We start from the raw sequence: 17,128 nt of genomic DNA on the forward strand, positions 1-17,128 counted from the left end.
CGAATGTGGCAATCCGGTGCGCGCAACCGGTGTGCCACAAAAATTTGGCGCAAAATATCATTGTAACCATTGACTGTTTTAGTCACACGTTTAGAATGGGAGCCTTCTTTGTGAGGATGGTTTCCCATGCTTCGGCGTCAGCTTGCTCCGTTTGCCCTCTGCCTGTTGCCTTTCGCCCTCGCGGCATGCGGCGATAGCCCCCCTCGGGATCCCCGAGTCGATCCCCCGCTCGTGCGCGTCGGCGTGGCGCAAGACGCATCCGCCTCGGCGCGGTCCTTCTCCGGCGTGGTGGCGGCACGCGTCCAGAGCGATCTGGGATTCCGCGTGTCGGGCAAGGTGTTGGAACGGTTGGTCGACACTGGGCAGACCGTGACGCGAGGCCAGCCGCTCATGCGGCTGGACCCGGAAGACCTGGGGCTGCAGGCCCGGGCGCAGCGCGAGGCCGTCACGGCGGCTCGCGCGCGAGCCAAGCAGACCGCCGATGACGAAGCGCGCTATCGCGGCCTGGTGGCGGAAGGCGCGGTGTCGGCGTCGGCCTATGCGCAGATCAAGGCGGCCGCCGATACCGCGCGCGCCGACCTGCAGGCCGCCGAAGCCCAGGCCAACGTCGCGAAGAATGCATCGAGCTATGCCGTGCTGTTGGCCGACGCCGATGGCGTCGTCGTGGAGACGCTGGCCGAACCGGGACAGGTGGTCAGCGCCGGGCAAACCGTGGCGCGGCTGGCGCGAGCGGGCCAGCGCGAAGCCATCGTGCACTTGCCCGAAACGCTGCGGCCCGCTGTGGGGTCGTCGGCCCGCGCGCGGTTGTACGGCGACCATCAGACGCCCGCGCCCGCCACGCTGCGGCAGCTTTCCGATGCCGCCGACCGCGTCACGCGCACGTTCGAGGCCAGGTATGTGCTGTCGGGCGAGTTGGCACGCGCGCCGCTGGGCGCCACCATCACGATCGACATTCCCGAATCGTCCGATGGCGCCCCGTCGGTACAGGTGCCGATCGGCGCCTTGTTCGATGCCGGCGCCGGCCCCGGCGTCTGGGTCGTGGGCGGCAGCCCGGCCCACGTGGCGCGGCGGTCCGTGCAGGTGATCAGCCTGAGCGACGACGCGGCGCGCGTCGGCGGCGACCTCAAGCCGGGCGAGCGCATCGTTTCCCTGGGCGCGCATCTGCTGCATGAAGGCCAGCCCGTGCGCGTCGGCGGCCAGAATGCGGTCGCCGCGGCGGGAGCGCAGCAATGAGCGAAGGCCGCTTCAACCTGTCCGCGCTCGCCGTGCGCGAGCGTTCGATCACGCTGTTCCTGATCTTCCTCATCTCTGTCGCCGGCATACTCGCGTTCTTCCAGCTGGGCCGGGCCGAAGACCCGCCCTTCACCATCAAGCAGATGACCGTCGTCACGGCATGGCCCGGCGCGACGGCGCAGGAAATGCAGGATCAGGTGGCCGATCCGCTGGAAAAGCGGCTGCAGGAACTGCGGTGGTACGACCGGACCGAAACCTATACGCGGCCAGGCCTGGCGTTCACCATGGTCACCCTGCAAGACAGCGCGCCGCCAGGGGAAGTGCAGGAAGAGTTCTACCAGGCGCGCAAGAAGCTCTCGGACGAAGCCAAGCAGTTGCCTCCCGGCGTCATCGGGCCGCTGGTCAACGACGAATACGCGGACGTGACATTCGCCCTGTATGCGCTCAAGGCCAAGGGCGAGCCCCAGCGCCTGCTGGTGCGCGACGCGGAGGCGCTGCGCCAGCAACTGCTGCACGTGGCGGGCGTCAAGAAGGTCAACATCATCGGCGAGCAGCCCGAGCGCATCTACGTGTCCTTCTCGCATGACCGCCTGGCCACGCTCGGCGTCGATCCACAGGACATCTTTGCCGCGCTCAACGGCCAGAACCTGCTCACGCCCGCCGGGTCCATCGACACCGACGGGCCGCGGGTGTTTCTGCGGGTAGACGGCGCGTTCGACAACCTCGACAAGATCCGCCAGACGCCCATCGTGGCGCGGGGCCGCACGCTGAAACTGTCGGACGTGGCCACGGTGGAACGGGGTTATGAAGATCCGGCGACCTTCATGGTGCGCAACAACGGCGAGCCGGCGTTGCTGCTGAGCGTCGTCATGCGCGATGAATGGAACGGGTTGGATCTGGGCCGCGCGCTCGAAAAGGAAGTGGCCAGCATCAACCAGGCGCTGCCCCTGGGCATGAGCCTGACCAAGGTCACCGACCAGGCCGTCAACATCAGCGCCGCCGTCGACGAGTTCATGGTCAAGTTCTTCGTCGCCTTGCTGGTCGTGATGCTGGTGTGCTTTATCAGCATGGGGTGGCGCGTGGGCGTGGTGGTCGCGGCCGCGGTGCCGCTGACCCTGGCGGCGGTCTTCGTGGTCATGGCGGCCTCCGGCAAGAACTTCGACCGCATCACCCTGGGCTCGCTGATCCTGGCGCTGGGCCTGCTGGTGGACGACGCCATCATTGCCATCGAAATGATGGTGGTCAAGATGGAGGAAGGCTACAGCCGCATCGCCGCGTCGGCGTATGCGTGGAGCCACACCGCGGCGCCCATGCTGTCGGGCACGCTGGTCACGGCGGTGGGATTCATGCCGAACGGCTTCGCGCGCTCCACCGCCGGTGAATACACCAGCAACATGTTCTGGATCGTGGGCATCTCCCTGATCGCATCCTGGGTGGTGGCGGTGGTGTTCACCCCCTACCTGGGCGTGAAGATGCTGCCGGACATCAAGAAGATCGAAGGCGGACACCACGCCATCTACGACACGCGCAACTACAACCGCTTCCGGCGCCTGCTGCGTCATGTCATCGGCCGAAAGTGGCTGGTGGCGGGCACCGTCATCGGCGCGTTCGCGCTTGCGGTCGTCGGCATGGGCATGGTCAACAAGCAGTTCTTTCCCACGTCGGACCGGCCCGAAGTGCTGGTTGAAGTCCAGATGCCGTATGGCACGTCGATCGAACAGACCAGCCAGGCCGCCGCCCAGGTCGAAACCTGGCTTGCCGGCCAGCCGGAGGCCCGGATCGTGACGGCCTACGTCGGCCAGGGCGCGCCGCGCTTCTTCCTGGCCATGTCGCCGGAACTGCCCGACCCCTCGTTCGCCAAGATCGTGGTCCTGACGGGCAATGACAAGGAGCGCGAAGCCCTCAAGTTCCGGCTGCGCCAGGCCATCGCCGACGGCCTGGCGCCGCAGGCGCAGGTCCGCGTCACCCAGATCGTGTTCGGACCGCCTTCGCCGTTTCCCGTGGCCTACCGCGTGATGGGACCCGATCCCGACACGCTGCGCACGATCGCCGCGCGCGTGCAGTCCATCATGCAGGCCGATCCGATGATGCGTACCGTCAACACGGATTGGGGTCCGCGCGTCCCGGCCCTGCATTTCACGCTGGACCAGGACCGGCTCCAGGCAGTGGGCCTGACGTCCAGTTCGGTGGCGCAGCAATTGCAGTTCCTGCTCAGCGGCGCGCCCCTCACCAACGTGCGCGAGGACATCCGCTCGGTGGAAGTGGTGGGCCGGGCCGCTGGCGACGTGCGCCTGGATCCGGCCAGGATCGCCGGGTTGACGCTGGCGGGCGCGGCCGGCCAGCGCGTGCCGCTGTCGCAGGTCGGCACGGTCGAGGTGCGCATGGAAGACCCGATCCTGCGGCGCCGGGACCGCACGCCGACGATCACGGTGCGCGGCGACATCGCAGAAGGGCTGCAGCCGCCGGATGTGTCCACGGACGTCCTGAAGCAGTTGCAGCCGGTCATCGATGCCCTGCCTGCGGGCTATCGCATCGAACAGGCCGGCTCCATCGAGGAGGCCGGCAAGGCAAGCACCGCCATGTTGCCGCTCTTTCCCATCATGATCGCCGCCACCCTGCTCATCATCATCCTGCAGGTGCGCTCGATTGCGGCCATGGTGATGGTGTTCGCCACCAGTCCCCTTGGCCTGATCGGCGTGGTGCCGACATTGCTGCTCTTTCAACAACCGTTCGGCATCAATGCGCTGGTCGGCCTGATCGCGCTGTCCGGCATCCTGATGCGCAACACGCTGATACTGATCGGCCAGATCCACCAGAACGAGCACGACGGCCTAGCTCCGTTCGACGCGGTCGTGGAGGCGACGGTCCAGCGGGCGCGGCCGGTCATCCTGACGGCGATGGCCGCGATTCTGGCTTTCATCCCATTGACGCATTCCGTGTTTTGGGGAACGCTGGCCTACACGCTGATCGGCGGCACGTTCGCCGGCACGATCCTGACGCTGGTCTTCCTGCCGGCGATGTACGCCATCTGGTTCAAGATCCGCCCGGCATCCGCGCAGGGCGCCGCCAGACCCGAGGCCGTTCCCGGGTGACGATGGGTTCACCCATACCGCCCGCGGCGCGGCGGCCCCTCGCCGCGGGCATCACGATGAAGGGGTACGCATGTACAACAATCGACAGGCCTGCTGGATGACGCAACACGAGGCCGCGCGCGCCCGACTCCTTGCAGGAGGCGGCAAGCCCGACATCGCCAGCGCGGAACAACTCGGCGGCATGACGGGCCTGCAGATCCTGCAGGCCATGATGGCCGGCGAGCTGCCCTATCCGCCAATGAACGACACCATGAACATGACCCTGGTGGATGCGGAATCGGGCTGGGTGGTGTTCATGGGCGTGCCGCAGGCGCGGCATTGCAACCCCTTCGGCACCATCCATGGCGGCTGGTTCTCCACGCTGCTCGATTCGGCGCTAGGGTGTTCGATCCAGAGCGCGCTGCCGGAAGGCCGCACCTACACGACCGTCGAACTGAGCGTCAACATCGTGCGGCCGGCAACGCCGTCCAGCGGCCCGCTGCGCGCCGCCGCCACGCTGATACACAGCGGCAGACAGATCGCCACGGCGCAGGCACGCGTGGAGGACGAAAACGGCAAGCTGTACGCCCACGGCACCACGACGTGCATGGTGTTCGACCGCCGCGCGTAGCGGCGCGGGGCTGGGTCGGCGGGCGCCCGCTCCGCCCCTAGACCCCGAACGACACGGACATGTCCTGCAGCCACACGCTGGCCAGCGGCTGGCGTGCGGCCAGGAAACCGAGCGGACCGTCTTCGGCCACGCGCCAGCGCGCCGACCCGAAACGCGCCCTGCCCCGCACGGTGCAGCGGGTGCGCAGCGGGCCCGCGTGACCGTCCTGAACCGTCCACACCGCAAGGCGCAGCGGAACGGCCACGCGCAACCCCGGGTGAAATTGCAGGCTGGCCACGAACTGCCCGTCATCCGTGCGGCACGCGGCCGTGCCGGTGCCGACATTGCCGGAAGCGCCGAACTCGCCGGGAACGCCGGGAACGCCGGAAGCCCCTTCCGCGCGCAGCGGCTCGAACCGGCCCATCCGCTTGGGAATGCCCCACAACTCCCGGCCTCCGGCGGCGGCGGCATCGTCGTCCACCCAGATCGGGCCGACAGTGCAGGCGGGCGCCAGCAAACCCGCATGGCGCACGGCCGTGGCAAAGAGCAGTTCGTTGTAGGCCAGCGTGCCGCCCGGTTCATAGGCAGTCCAGACCGTGGCGCAGATGGCATGGCGGCCCAGGGTGACCACGCGCGCGTCGCCGGGCGCCCGCTGGCGCGGCAGATCGACCAGAGGGACGCGCCACGCGCTGATGAGCGCATGGCCGCGCAGGTGCCATGGCGCCGGGGGATAGGCGCCCGCCGCATCGGGGTGCACGTCATCCGAGGGACGGTCGTGGGAAGGCTCAATCATGCTGGCGAACTCCTGTGCAGGCCGCCGGCGGCGCGCCGCAAGATCGATAGTAAAGGTCCTGCGACAGATCGCCGCACGTGTTGCGATTCGTAGAGAATGCGTCAGATTCTGTAATAGAATCCCGCCCATGCGTACCGACCGGGACTCTGCGATCAAGCCCCGCGGCCTGCCCTGGCGTTTGCTCGTCTGTCTGGCAATGGCCGCGTTCGTGCTGCGCGCTTTCATCCCGGACGGCTTCATGGCGGGGCGGTCGACGACCTCGCTGATGCTGACGCTGTGCGACGCGGGCGGCGCGCTCAATGTGACGTTCGATCTGCCGTCGCAGCCCGATTCCAAGCATGCCGCGAGCGATGCCTGCGTCTTCGGCGCCCTCGCCGCGCATGCGATATTGCCCGAGACCGGTCTGGCGCCCGTGCTCTCGGCCCAGGCCGCCTACGCAGCGCCTGCATCCGCCGTCCATCGCGCCGCGCCGCCGCTTCCCGCGCTGGGCCCGCCCCTCGGGCCACGCGCCCCGCCTTCCCTGTCTTCCTGATTTGCCGCGCCCGCGCGCTTTGCGCCGCGCTCGGCAGCGAAGGGAGGGATACGTCCGGAACATGCCTCGATACGTCGCCAGTACATTGGCGCCGCCCGCGTGATGTCCCCCTCTTCGCGTCCGCATTGCCCGCCGGCATTCACGCCGGCGGCAGATCCAGTCGAAGACACTGAAGAAGAGGGGTCATTTTGGCCATCGTTCGTACGCACGCGTGCCTGGGCACGTCCCTGGTCCTGGCCGCATTCAATGCCGCCGCGCAAACCGCTCCCGCAACACTCGCCCCCATCACCGTGATGGGAGGCGCCGAAACGGCGCTGACCACCGAGGCATCCACCGGCTCCAACCTGGGGCTCACGCCCATGCAGACGCCCGCCAGCGTCGACATCATTTCACGGGACCAGATCACGGCGCGCGGCGACGCCAGCGTGATCGAAGCGATCACCCGCGCCCCCGGCTTCTCGGCCATGCCCCATCCGGGCAACGGCAACAGCGCCCTGTCGGTGCGCGGCTTCACGGACAGCACCTCGGTCATGCGGCTGTACGACGGGCTGCGCCAATATGGTGGCGTCGGCCTGACGTTTCCGTTCGACACGTGGTCGGTGGAGCGCATCGAGGTCCTGCGCGGACCGGCGTCGGTGATCTATGGCGACGGCGCCATCGGCGGCGTCGTCAACGTGATCCCCAAGCGGCCGACGCGCGGGCCCATCCAGAACGAGATCCAGGCCACGATAGGCACGCAGGACACGGCCCGGCTTGGACTGGGCAGCGGCGGCGCGCTGAGCGATACGCTGTCGTATCGCCTGGACGTGAGCGGCAATTACACGGACGGCTGGGTGGACAACGGTCAATCGGGCGACGCCACGTTCTCGGGCGCGCTGCGCTGGGACGCGACGCCGGACCTGAACATGACGCTGAGCTACGCGTATGGCTATCAGCGCCCGATGCGGTATTTCGGCACGCCAATGATCAACGGCGAGCAGGACGAGGCGCTGCGCAAGCAGAACTACAACGTCGACGACGGCTTCATGCGGTTCCGGGATCAGTGGACGCAACTGGACACGGTCTGGACGCCGAACGACGCCACCACGGTGCGCACCCGCCTCTACCACGTGCAGAGCGACCGCGACTGGCGCAATGCCGAGCGCTACGTCTACAACCCCGCAACCAGCCTGATCGACCGGTCCGACAACACCCAGATCACGCATGACCAGACGCAGACCGGCCTGACCACCAGCGCCGTGTTCAAGGGCAGGCTGGCCGGCCTGGACAACACGGTGTCGGTGGGCTTTGACGTCAACCACGCCACCTTCAAGCACACCAACAACACCTACACCGGCAGCTCCGGCCCCGTGGACCCCTATGACCCGGATCACGGCAAATACCAGAGCGACGTCCCGTTCATCCCGCGCTACCAGAACAAGGCGGACCAGTTCGCCCTCTTCATGGAGGATCGCCTGGCGTTGACCAGCAAGTGGTCCGTCATCGGCGGCTTGCGGTACGACCATGCGAAGGTCACGCGCGATGACCTGATCACCGATCAACGCGCGCTGTCCCAGACTTATTCCGACGTCGGCTGGCGCATCGGCACGGTGTACGACATTACGCCGGATCTTGCCGTGTACGCGCAATACGCCGAGGCCGCCGATCCGGTCAGCGGCCTGCTGATGATCAGCCCGGCCAATGCCGAGTTCGACATGTCGCGGGGCAAGCAGATCGAGGTCGGTCTCAAGCAGAATTTCCTGGACAACCGTGGCGAATGGACGCTCGCGGCCTATCAGATCCGCAAGACCAATCTGCTGTCGCGCGACGCCGACGACCCCAGCCTGCGCGTGCAGGTGGGCGAGCAATCGTCGCGGGGCCTGGAAGCGTCGCTGTCGCTGGCGTTCGCGCCCGGCTGGACGATCGAGGCCAATGCCACCATGCTGCGGGCCAAGTACGACGACTTCTCCGAATCGGTCGGCGGCGCCGCCGTGTCGCGCGCGGGCAATGTCCCGCCCAATGTGCCGCAGCGCCTGGCCAACCTGTGGCTGACCTGGAATTTCCAGCCGGGCTGGACCGCCATGGGCGGCCTGCGCTACGTGGGCAAGCGGTACGCCGACAGCGCCAATACGCTGGAACTGCCGTCCTACACGACGACCGATCTGGCGCTGCGCTGGGACGTGAACAAGGACACCGCCATCACGGCCCGGGGCTTTAACGTCTTCGACCGCGCCTACTACACGACCGCCTACTACACCAACACGCAGTGGCTGTACGGGCCCAGCCGCCGCTTCGAGCTGACCCTGAACCATCGCTTCTGAAGGCGGGCCGGACCATGGACCTCAAGGCACGGGCCCGCAGGCTGACCTACCTGGTCCATCGCTGGCTGGGCGTGGCAGGCTGCGTGCTGATGCTTGCGTGGTTTCTGAGCGGCATCGTCATGCTGTACGTCGGCTACCCGAAGCTGACGCCTGCCGAACGCTACGCCCGCCTTCCCGTCCTGGCCGCGGACGCCTACCCGGCGCCGGACGCGGCGGGCCCCCGCGTCCTGACGTCGGTGCGCGGCGAGCCCAGCTATGTGGTGTCGACGCCGGACGGGCCGCGCGCCTGGTCCGCGCGCACGGGCCAGCCCCACGGCGCGGTGACGGCGCAGATGGCCGTCGCCGAGGCCGGGCGCTTCTGGCCTGCCGGCGAACCGCGCTATGAGGGCCTGGTCGAGGAAGACCGCTGGACCCATTCGCGCGGCCTGGACCGCCATCGCCCGCTGCACAAGGTCCGCATGGACGGGGAACCGGCCGGCGTCCTGTACGTGTCCTCGGCCACCGGCCAGGTCGTGCTGGACGCGCCGCTGGCGCAGCAGCGCTGGAACTACGCGGGCGCATGGCTGCACTGGCTGTACATGGCGCGGGACCGCTCCGTCGATCCGGTCTGGAGCTGGATGGTGATCGTCCTGTCCGGCCTCTGTACGGTGCTGGCGGCCAGCGGCGCGGTCGTCGGGGTGTGGCGCTGGCGCTTTCGCGGGCGCTACAAATCAGGCGCGCGCACGCCCTACCGCGAGGCCTGGATGCGCTGGCACCATATCGCCGGCCTGCTCTTCAGCGCCTTCGTGTGCACGTGGATCTTCAGCGGGCTGATGTCGATGAATCCGGGCGGGATTTTCTCCGGGTCCGGCCCCGGCCCCGATCGCCCCGCCATGGCGGGCCCGGAACACGACGCCTCCCTCGCCGACCCGCAGCCGGTGCTGCAGGCACTGCGACGCGCGGGCTTTCTGGCCGTTGAGCTGGAATGGCGCTGGCTGGCGGGTGAACCGTACGTGGTGGCGCGCGACGCCAGCGCCGACAGCCGCATCGTCAGGCAGGGCACGGCCGGGCTTGCGGTGCAATCGTCCTGGCAACCGGAGCCCGTGCGCAACGCGGCCCGCGCGCTATTTCCAGACGCGCCGGTGCACGCGCAAGTGCTGGACCGCTACGACGCCTATTACTACGCCCGCCACGCCGAAGCGATGAATGGCGGCGCGCCGCGCGGACTGCCCGTACTACGGCTGGACTTCGACACGGCGGCGGCGGATCGCGTCTATGTGGACCTGCGCACGGGCGAACCGGTCCTCAGCCTCTCACGCGCGCAGCGGGTCGGGCGCTGGCTCTTTTACTTCCTGCACAGCTGGGACCTCCCCGCCCTGCTGGACGCTGGCGTGGGCCGGGACCTGGCGCTCATCCTGCTTAGCCTGGGCGGCCTGGCCCTTTCCGCCACCGGCATCGTGCTGGGCGCGCGCCGGCTGGGCTGGGCGCGCGACCGCCAGTAGCCTCCGGCGGCCCGCCGGCCGACACGCAGCGCGCCCGGCTCAATCCGAGTGCGGCTGCGGCGGCGTGTCGATGGACGCATCGACCTGCGAGATCGACTCGCCCGGATAGGCGACGCGCGCCGCCGCGGCCGCGTCCTCGCGGGTGGGATAGGCGCCCGGATCCTCCTGGACGCCCAGCAGCGCAATGCCCCGAAAGCCCCACTTGCCATCGGCGCGCTGGAAGACTTCGACGATCATGTCATCTCCTCAATGCAAGACGGGCTTCCGTCATGGTGTCCCTGCCAGGCGGGCGCAGGCGGCCGGCAGGTCGTCAAAGTGATGCAGCAGCACGTCTGGCGCCAGCGCCGCGGCGGGGATCTCGCTGTATCCGAAGTCCACCAGGATCAGCGGGGTTCCCGCGCTGCGGGCGGCGCCTGCGTCGGTGTCGGCGTCGCCCACCATGACGGTGCGCGCGAGGTCGCCGCCCACGGCCTGCACCGCCTCGATCAGATGGGCGGGATTGGGCTTGGCCGCTGACACGGCGTCGATGCCGGCCACGCCGTCGAAAAGGCCCGCCATGCCAAGCTTGGTCAGCAAGTTGCGCGAGAGGTCCGTGGGTTTGTTGGTGCAGACGACCAAGGCCGCGCCTGCGGTCCGCAGGGTCTTGAGCGCATCGATGACGCCGGGGAACGGTCGCGTTTCGTCCGCGATATGGTCGCTGTAATAGGCAATGAAGCCGCCGAACAGCGCAGCCGTGCGCGCGGCGGGCTCCGGTTCGCCGGCGCTTTCCAGGCCAAGCTGTAACAGCCAGCGCGCACCTCGGCTGACGTAGGGCCGGCCCCGTTCATAGGCCAAGGGCTGATAGCCGTGCGCAATCAGCACGGCGTTGACTGCTCCGATGAGATCGGGGGCCGATTCGACCAACGTCCCGTCCAGATCGAACGCGATGGTGGCCCCTGCGAGGGCGGCGAGATCGTTCACGATAGGTGACTCCACTGCGGTGACTCCGCTGCGAGCCTGACTGCCGGACAGGACGCCGGGCCAGGTCCCGATAAGCCTTAGCTTACTGCCGCGCGGCCTCGCCCACACGACCCGCGTGCAGACGCCATCAGTCACCGTGCAGCGCAATGCCGCCCCGGGCGCCGGATGATCCAGGCGCCGAGGGCCGCTGCGTGAACCACAACGCGCCCCCGGACTTCGCCCGATACTGCCCTACTCCACCGACGCGCCCGACTTCTTCACGACCTCGGCCCAACGGGGGATTTCCGTGGCCATCAGGTCGCGCAGTTGGTCCGGCGTGCTGCCGACCAGCTCCATGCCCATGGTCTTGCCCAGCTTTTCCTGGACGTCCGGTTCTTTCAGGATCAGGGCGATTTCGGCGGCCAGCTTGTCCAGGATGGGCTTGGGGGTGCCCTTGGGCGCGTAGACCGCCTGCCATGACGCCATCTGGAAGCCAGGCACGCCGGCCTCCTGCATGGTCGGCACGTCCGGCGCGAGCGCGATGCGGTCCTTGGTGGTCACGGCCAGCAGCTTGAGCTTGCCGGTCTGCAGCAGCGGCAAGGCCGCCGTCATCTGGTCGAACATGAACGTCACCGCGCCCGACGACACATCCACCATGGCCGGCGGCGTACCCTTGTAGGGCACGTGGGTGAGCGGCACGCCGATCATGCCGGAAAACAGTTCGCCGGCCAGGTGCGTGGAGGTGCCCGCGCCGGAGGACGCGAAGGTGCGCTTGGATGGGTCGCGCTTGAGCAGCGCAATCAGGTCGGCCACCGAGTTCACGCCCAGGTTGGGATCGACCAGCAGCACGTTGGGCAGGAAGGCAATCAGGGACACCGGTTCGAAGTCCTTGACCGGGTCGTACTTCAGGTTCTTGTACAGGCTGGCGTTGATGGCGTGCGTGCTGATCGTGCCGCCGAACAGCGTGTAGCCGTCGGGCGCGGCCTTGGCCACGTAGGTGGCGCCGATGCCGCCGGCGGCGCCGGGCTTGTTCTCGACGATGACGTTCTGGTGCAGGCGGTCGCCCAGCTTCTGGGCTAGCACCCGGCCCACCACGTCGGTCGAGCCGCCCACGGTGAACGGCACCACATAGGAAATCGGCTTTTGCGTCGGCCAATCGGCGGCACTGGCGGGCATGGCCAGGGTGCCGAGGACGGCGCCGGCCAGCAGCGCGGCCAGCGCGCCGCGTCGTTGCATGTTCATGGTTGTCTCCTGCCTATCTTTATCGGTATGGGGGGGTGCCGGCTGCGCCGGCGGCAAGGCTCAGCGGCCCTGTTCTTTGCGCCAGGCGGCGAACTTGTCCTTGGTGCCGGGATCGGTCGGCGGATACAGGCCCAGGATGGACGCGCCGCCCTGCACCTGGCTGGTGACGAAGTCCTCGAAGACGGTCATCTCGACCGCTTCGATCGCGATCTCGTCGGCCAGGTGGGCCGGAATGACCACCACGCCTTCGCGGTCGCCCACGACGATGTCGCCGGGCCACACGGCCACGTCGCCGCAGCCGATGGGCACGTTGATGTCCAGCGCCTGGTGCAGCGTCAGGTTGGTGGGCGCGGACGGACGCTGGTGGTAGGCGGGAAAGCCCATCTCGGCGATCTCGGGCGAATCGCGAAAGCCCCCGTCCGTGACCACGCCGGCCACCCCGCGCTTCATCAGGCGGGTGACCAGGATGGAGCCGGCGGACGCGGCGCGCGCGTCCTTGCGGCTGTCCATGACGAAGACCGCCCCTTCGGGGCAGGTCTCGACGGCGGCGCGCTGCGGATGCGCGCGGTCTTCGAACACCTTGATGGTGTTCAGGTCTTCGCGCGCGGGGATGTAGCGCAGCGTGAAGGCCGGGCCGACCATGTTGGGCAGATTGGCGTTGAGCGGCCGCACGTCCTGGATGAACTGGTTGCGCAGGCCGCGCTTGAACAGGGCCGTGCACAGCGTGGCGGTGCTGACGCCGGACAGCCGGGCGCGGGTTTCGGGATTCATGGGGGACACGATGGCTCCGGGTAGGTAGACGAAAATGCGGAAAAAGTCTGGGTTCAGAAAATGGCGGGCTCGGGCACGGGCGCGCCGAATTCCGTTTCCAGGAAGTCGAAGTCGCAGCCGTCGTTGGCCTGCAGGATGTGCCGGGAATACATCCAGCCGTAGCCGCGCTCGTAGCGCCGCGGCGGCGGTGTCCAGGCGGCGCGGCGCGCGGCCAGTTCCTCGTCGCTGACGTTCAGGTTGATGGTGCGCGCGGGCACGTCCACGGTGATCGTGTCGCCCGTCTTGACCAGCGCCAGGGGGCCGCCCACGTGGCTTTCGGGCGCGACGTGCAGAATGCAGGCGCCGTAGCTGGTGCCGCTCATGCGCGCATCCGACAGGCGCAGCATGTCGCGCACGCCCTGTTTGACCAGCTTGGTCGGGATGGGCAGCATGCCCCATTCCGGCATGCCGGGGCCGCCTTGCGGGCCGGCGTTGCGCAGGATCATGATGTGGTCGGCGGTGACGTCCAGGTTTTCGTCTTCGACGGCGGCTTTCATGCTGGGGTAGTCGTCAAAGACCAGCGCCGGGCCGGTATGGCGCAGGTACTGCGGGGCGCAGGCGCTGGGCTTGATGACGCAGCCGTCGGGCGCGATATTGCCGCGCAGCACGGCCAGCGCGCCCTCGTCGTAGATCGCTTCGTCCAGCTTGCGGATCACGTCGTCGTTGTAGACCTCGGCGCCGGCGATGTTCTCGCCCAGCGTCTTGCCCGTGACCGTCATGGCGGACAGGTCCAGGTGGCCGTGCAGGCGGGACATCAGCGCGGGCAGGCCGCCCGCGTAGTAGAAGTCTTCCATCAGGTAGGTGTCGCCGCTGGGCCGGATGTTGGCGATGACGGGCACCTTGCGGCTGGCGGCGTCGAAGTCGTCCAGGCCCACCGCGCAGCCCGCGCGGCGCGACATGGCGACCAGGTGGATGATGGCGTTGGTGGAACAGCCCATCGCCATGGCGACGTTGATGGCGTTCTTGAACGACGCGGGGCTCAGGATGCGCTGCGGCGTCAGGTCGTCCCAGACCATGTCCACCACGCGGCGGCCGCATTCTGCCGACATGCGCATGTGGTTGACGTCGGCGGCGGGAATCGACGAGGCGCCCGGCAGCGTCATGCCAATGGCCTCGGCGATGGCCGTCATGGTGCTGGCGGTGCCCATGGTCATGCAGGTGCCGTAGCTGCGGGCGATGCCGCCCTCCACCTCGGTCCATTGTTCCTGCGTGATCTTGCCGGCGCGGCGTTCGTCCCAGAGTTTCCAGGCGTCCGATCCGGACCCCAGCACCTTGCCCTTCCAGTTGCCGCGCAGCATGGGGCCGGCGGGCACGTAGACACAGGGCAGGCCCGCGCTGATCGCCCCCATGATGAGGCCCGGCGTGGTCTTGTCGCAGCCGCCCATCAGCACCGCGCCGTCCACCGGGTGGCTGCGCAGCAGCTCTTCCGCTTCCATGGCCAGAAAGTTGCGATACAGCATGGTGGTCGGCTTGACGAAGGATTCCGACACCGAGATCGCGGGCAGTTCCACCGGGAAGCCGCCGGCCTGGAACACGCCACGCTTCACGTCCTCGACGCGCTGCTTGAAATGGCTGTGACAGGGATTCAGGTCGGACCAGGTATTGATGATGGCGATGACCGGGCGCCCGGCCCAATCGTCGGGGCCGTAGCCCATTTGCATCATGCGGGAACGGTGGCCGAAGGAGCGCAGGTCGTCCTTGGCCATCCAGGCGGCGCTGCGCAGGCTTTCGTAGGGTCGTTTCATCGGGATAGGAGGAAAGGCGTTGTGACGGTCAGGGCATTTAAACACTAATACATTAGTGCGTCAGCTAGGTGGAAACCCGCTACACTGCCGTTTTCGTCACCGCCCTTCCCTACGCGGAATCTCGATACCGTATCCGATGCAAAGCCAGAAGCTCAGACTGGACCGCTCCCGCTACGCGGCGCCCCAGGTTTTCGAACACCTGCGGCGCCAGATCATTTCATTGGAGCTCGCGCCCGGCGCGCCGCTGTCCCGCGTCACGCTCGCCGACAGCTATGGCCTGAGCCAGACGCCCATCCGCGACGCGCTGATGCGGCTGGCCGAGGAAGCCCTGGTCGATATCTATCCCCAACACACCACCGTCGTCAGCCGCATCGACATCGCCGCCGCCCGCCAGGCGCACTTCCTGCGCCGCTCGCTCGAATTGGAAATCGTGCACCTGCTGGCGCAGCGGACCGACCCGCTCCTGCTCCAGCGCCTGCAGTCCAGCATCGACCTGCAGCGCGCCAGCCACGCCAGCGGCCAATACCAGCAGTTCATCAATGCCGACCAGGCGTTTCACCGCGACATGCACGAGGCCGCCGGCGTCGCCAGCCTGTGGGACATGGCGCAGCGCTACAGCGGCCACCTGGACCGGCTGCGCCGCCTGCATCTGCCCGAAGCCGGCAAGGCCGAACGCATCCTGGACGATCACCAGCGGCTGGTGGACGCCATCGCGGCGCAAGACCCCGCGCGGGCGCAGCAGGTGCTGCGCGAGCACTTGTCCGGCACGCTCAGCCAGGTCAACGAAATCTGCAAGCGCTATCCGGAATACGTGGTGGCGGGATAGCGGTCTCAGTCCAGCGGATAGCGCTGGATCACGGTCTTGCCGCCGCGCTCGGCCAGCGTCAGCAGGGCGTCGCCCGTCTGGTCCAGGCCCAGCAGCCCGCGCTCCTGTTCGTAGGACAGTTGGAACGGCCGCCAGGACCTGCCTTTGTCGCGGCTGTAGAAGTAGGTTTTGGTGTATTCGTTGTCGGGGAACAGGTGATCGGCATAGGTCTTGATGACCCACGCATTGCGGCCGAACCACGCCTGCCCGATCCAGGACCGGGCCCCGCGCACGTCGGGCGACGTCGATCGCTTCACCCAGGACAACCCGGCCTTGTCCAACTGGTAGATGGCCCCGCCCTCCGTCTCGAACACCGGCTCGTCGCGTGTCAGAAGCACCTGCGCCGCCTGCTCGGGCACCCGAGGCACTTCCGGCGTGACGCGGAACGCGGGCGAGGCGTCTTCCTGGAACTGCACCTCGAAACGCCGCGTCTCGATCAACTCGGGCGCCTCCTGGCCCTCGGGCCTCACGCGCGTGCGCCAGCTCCAGCCCACCGCGCGACGGTCGTCCAGCGGGTACAGCGACCAGCCGTACCCGAGCTGGCCTTCGCCGTAGGCTTCGCGGTCCCGCTCCGCCGACGCCGCGAACTTGCGCTCGAAGGCGGCCGAATCGGGCCAGACCTGTTCCTTGAGCAGCGTCGCCGACCAGCGCCGCGCGCCGTCGCAGCTGTAGAGGAGCCGCACGCCGGTCTCGTGGTGTTCCAGCGCGATGGCCAGGCGGTCCGTCAGGAAGGTGGTGTGCTGTTGGGGGACGCCCAGCGTCACCTCGGGATCGTAGGTCCAGGTCGTGCCCAGATCGTCCGAGCGCAGCGCGTCCCAAGCGGCGGGCTGGTCGCCTTCGCCCGGGCTGCGCAGGGTGCCGGCGACAAGAAATAGCGGCTGGCCGCCCGGCGCGCCGATGAGCGTGACGCCGGTATCGCCGCTGATGGAACCCAGCAGGTCGAATACGCCGGTGCCCCGGCCCCCATAGATGAGATTGCGCGCGTCGGTGGTGGACCGGCCGGTCTGCAGCATGGCCAGGGCCAGGTCGCCAGTCCCGTGCGCCAGGGTGGTGATGGCGCCGGCCTGCGCCAGCCGCACGCGCTGCTGCTGCAGACGTTCTTTCAGGGACGGAACCTGTGTGTCCAAGACCGGGGCCTGCGCCAGCCCGTCGATGTCCCGGGCGGTGACCAGGAGCTGACCGGTGAGGAGCTGGCGTTCTCCGTAGCGGTGGATGGCCACCCGGGAATACGAGGCCAGCGCCGGTCCGTTGAGTTCGCCCACGATCTCGCTACGCGGCAGGGGCTCGCCCATCGGGATGATCTGGTAGATCCCCCAGGCCAGCACTCCGGCGGCGGCGATCGCAAGGCCTGCGGCCAGCAGTCTGATGGTCTTGGGTCCCGGCATTCTGGGCATATACGCCAGCCCCCCGCCGCCAGCCATTTATCGAACGGACGGAACTATAGCGCGTTGCGTCCGGTTCTCTATACTGGCGTAACGCATGCTCACGTCTTGCCGGACGCGCGCCC

Annotated in this window: 14 protein-coding genes; 7 read left to right on the top strand and 7 right to left on the bottom strand. The window is 68.2% G+C overall.

The window, feature by feature from the left end; genetic code table 11:
* Positions 1-126: 126 nt before the first annotated feature.
* From BMW75_RS07550 to BMW75_RS07560, 3 genes are all read left to right on the top strand, one after another.
* Complete coding sequence (locus tag BMW75_RS07550; RefSeq protein ID WP_092578233.1) at positions 127-1,233, top strand: efflux RND transporter periplasmic adaptor subunit; 1,107 nt, start codon at positions 127-129, stop codon at positions 1,231-1,233.
* The gene (locus BMW75_RS07555) at positions 1,230-4,325 is read left to right on the top strand and encodes an efflux RND transporter permease subunit (RefSeq protein ID WP_092578235.1); all 3,096 of its coding nucleotides are present in this window, start codon (positions 1,230-1,232) and stop codon (positions 4,323-4,325) included. Before BMW75_RS07550 ends, BMW75_RS07555 begins: the two co-directional genes overlap by 4 nt.
* 70 nt (positions 4,326-4,395) lie before the next feature.
* Positions 4,396-4,935: a PaaI family thioesterase gene (locus tag BMW75_RS07560; protein WP_092578238.1), complete on the top strand. Its 540-nt coding sequence runs from the start codon at positions 4,396-4,398 to the stop codon at positions 4,933-4,935.
* Between the two features lie 37 nt (positions 4,936-4,972).
* On the opposite strand, the gene BMW75_RS07565 is transcribed toward BMW75_RS07560, so the two are convergent.
* Positions 4,973-5,707, bottom strand: a complete 735-nt coding sequence (locus BMW75_RS07565) for an acetoacetate decarboxylase family protein (protein WP_175493119.1) — start codon at positions 5,705-5,707, stop codon at positions 4,973-4,975.
* A 127-nt stretch (positions 5,708-5,834) separates the two neighbouring features.
* Between BMW75_RS07565 and BMW75_RS07570 the strand changes: the two genes are divergently transcribed.
* From BMW75_RS07570 to BMW75_RS07580, 3 genes are all read left to right on the top strand, one after another.
* Positions 5,835-6,239 (top strand): DUF2946 family protein, encoded by a 405-nt coding sequence (locus BMW75_RS07570; protein WP_175493120.1) that lies wholly within the window; start codon positions 5,835-5,837, stop codon positions 6,237-6,239.
* A 188-nt stretch (positions 6,240-6,427) separates the two neighbouring features.
* Positions 6,428-8,539 (top strand): TonB-dependent receptor, encoded by a 2,112-nt coding sequence (locus BMW75_RS07575; protein WP_092578245.1) that lies wholly within the window; start codon positions 6,428-6,430, stop codon positions 8,537-8,539.
* A 14-nt stretch (positions 8,540-8,553) separates the two neighbouring features.
* The gene (locus BMW75_RS07580; protein WP_092578247.1) at positions 8,554-10,020 is read left to right on the top strand and encodes a PepSY domain-containing protein; all 1,467 of its coding nucleotides are present in this window, start codon (positions 8,554-8,556) and stop codon (positions 10,018-10,020) included.
* A 39-nt stretch (positions 10,021-10,059) separates the two neighbouring features.
* Here the strand turns inward: BMW75_RS07580 and BMW75_RS07585 are convergent, their stop codons facing one another.
* The 5 genes from BMW75_RS07585 to araD form a co-directional block, all read right to left on the bottom strand.
* Entirely contained in the window at positions 10,060-10,257 is a 198-nt protein-coding gene (locus BMW75_RS07585) for a hypothetical protein (protein ID WP_092578249.1), read from the bottom strand.
* Between the two features lie 30 nt (positions 10,258-10,287).
* Entirely contained in the window at positions 10,288-10,980 is a 693-nt protein-coding gene (locus BMW75_RS07590) for an HAD-IA family hydrolase (RefSeq protein ID WP_092578251.1), read from the bottom strand.
* Positions 10,981-11,211: 231 nt separating this feature from the next.
* Positions 11,212-12,201 carry a Bug family tripartite tricarboxylate transporter substrate binding protein gene (locus BMW75_RS07595; RefSeq protein WP_092578253.1) on the bottom strand — a complete coding sequence of 330 codons (990 nt, stop codon included), beginning with the start codon at positions 12,199-12,201 and terminating at the stop codon, positions 11,212-11,214.
* Between the two features lie 60 nt (positions 12,202-12,261).
* Entirely contained in the window at positions 12,262-12,972 is a 711-nt protein-coding gene (locus BMW75_RS07600; RefSeq protein WP_092578255.1) for a ribonuclease activity regulator RraA, read from the bottom strand.
* Positions 12,973-13,025: 53 nt separating this feature from the next.
* A complete protein-coding gene (araD, locus tag BMW75_RS07605; RefSeq protein ID WP_092578257.1) occupies positions 13,026-14,756 on the bottom strand; it encodes an L-arabinonate dehydratase in 1,731 nt (576 codons plus the stop codon).
* Between the two features lie 136 nt (positions 14,757-14,892).
* Here araD and BMW75_RS07610 point away from each other — a divergent pair, with 136 nt between their 5' ends.
* A complete protein-coding gene (locus BMW75_RS07610; RefSeq protein WP_092578259.1) occupies positions 14,893-15,582 on the top strand; it encodes a GntR family transcriptional regulator in 690 nt (229 codons plus the stop codon).
* Positions 15,583-15,587: 5 nt separating this feature from the next.
* On the opposite strand, the gene BMW75_RS07615 is transcribed toward BMW75_RS07610, so the two are convergent.
* Positions 15,588-17,006 (bottom strand): hypothetical protein, encoded by a 1,419-nt coding sequence (locus BMW75_RS07615; protein ID WP_092578261.1) that lies wholly within the window; start codon positions 17,004-17,006, stop codon positions 15,588-15,590.
* Between the last annotated feature and the right edge of the window lie 122 nt (positions 17,007-17,128).

Source organism: Achromobacter sp. NFACC18-2 (assembly GCF_900108985.1).
GTDB lineage: Bacteria > Pseudomonadota > Gammaproteobacteria > Burkholderiales > Burkholderiaceae_B > Achromobacter.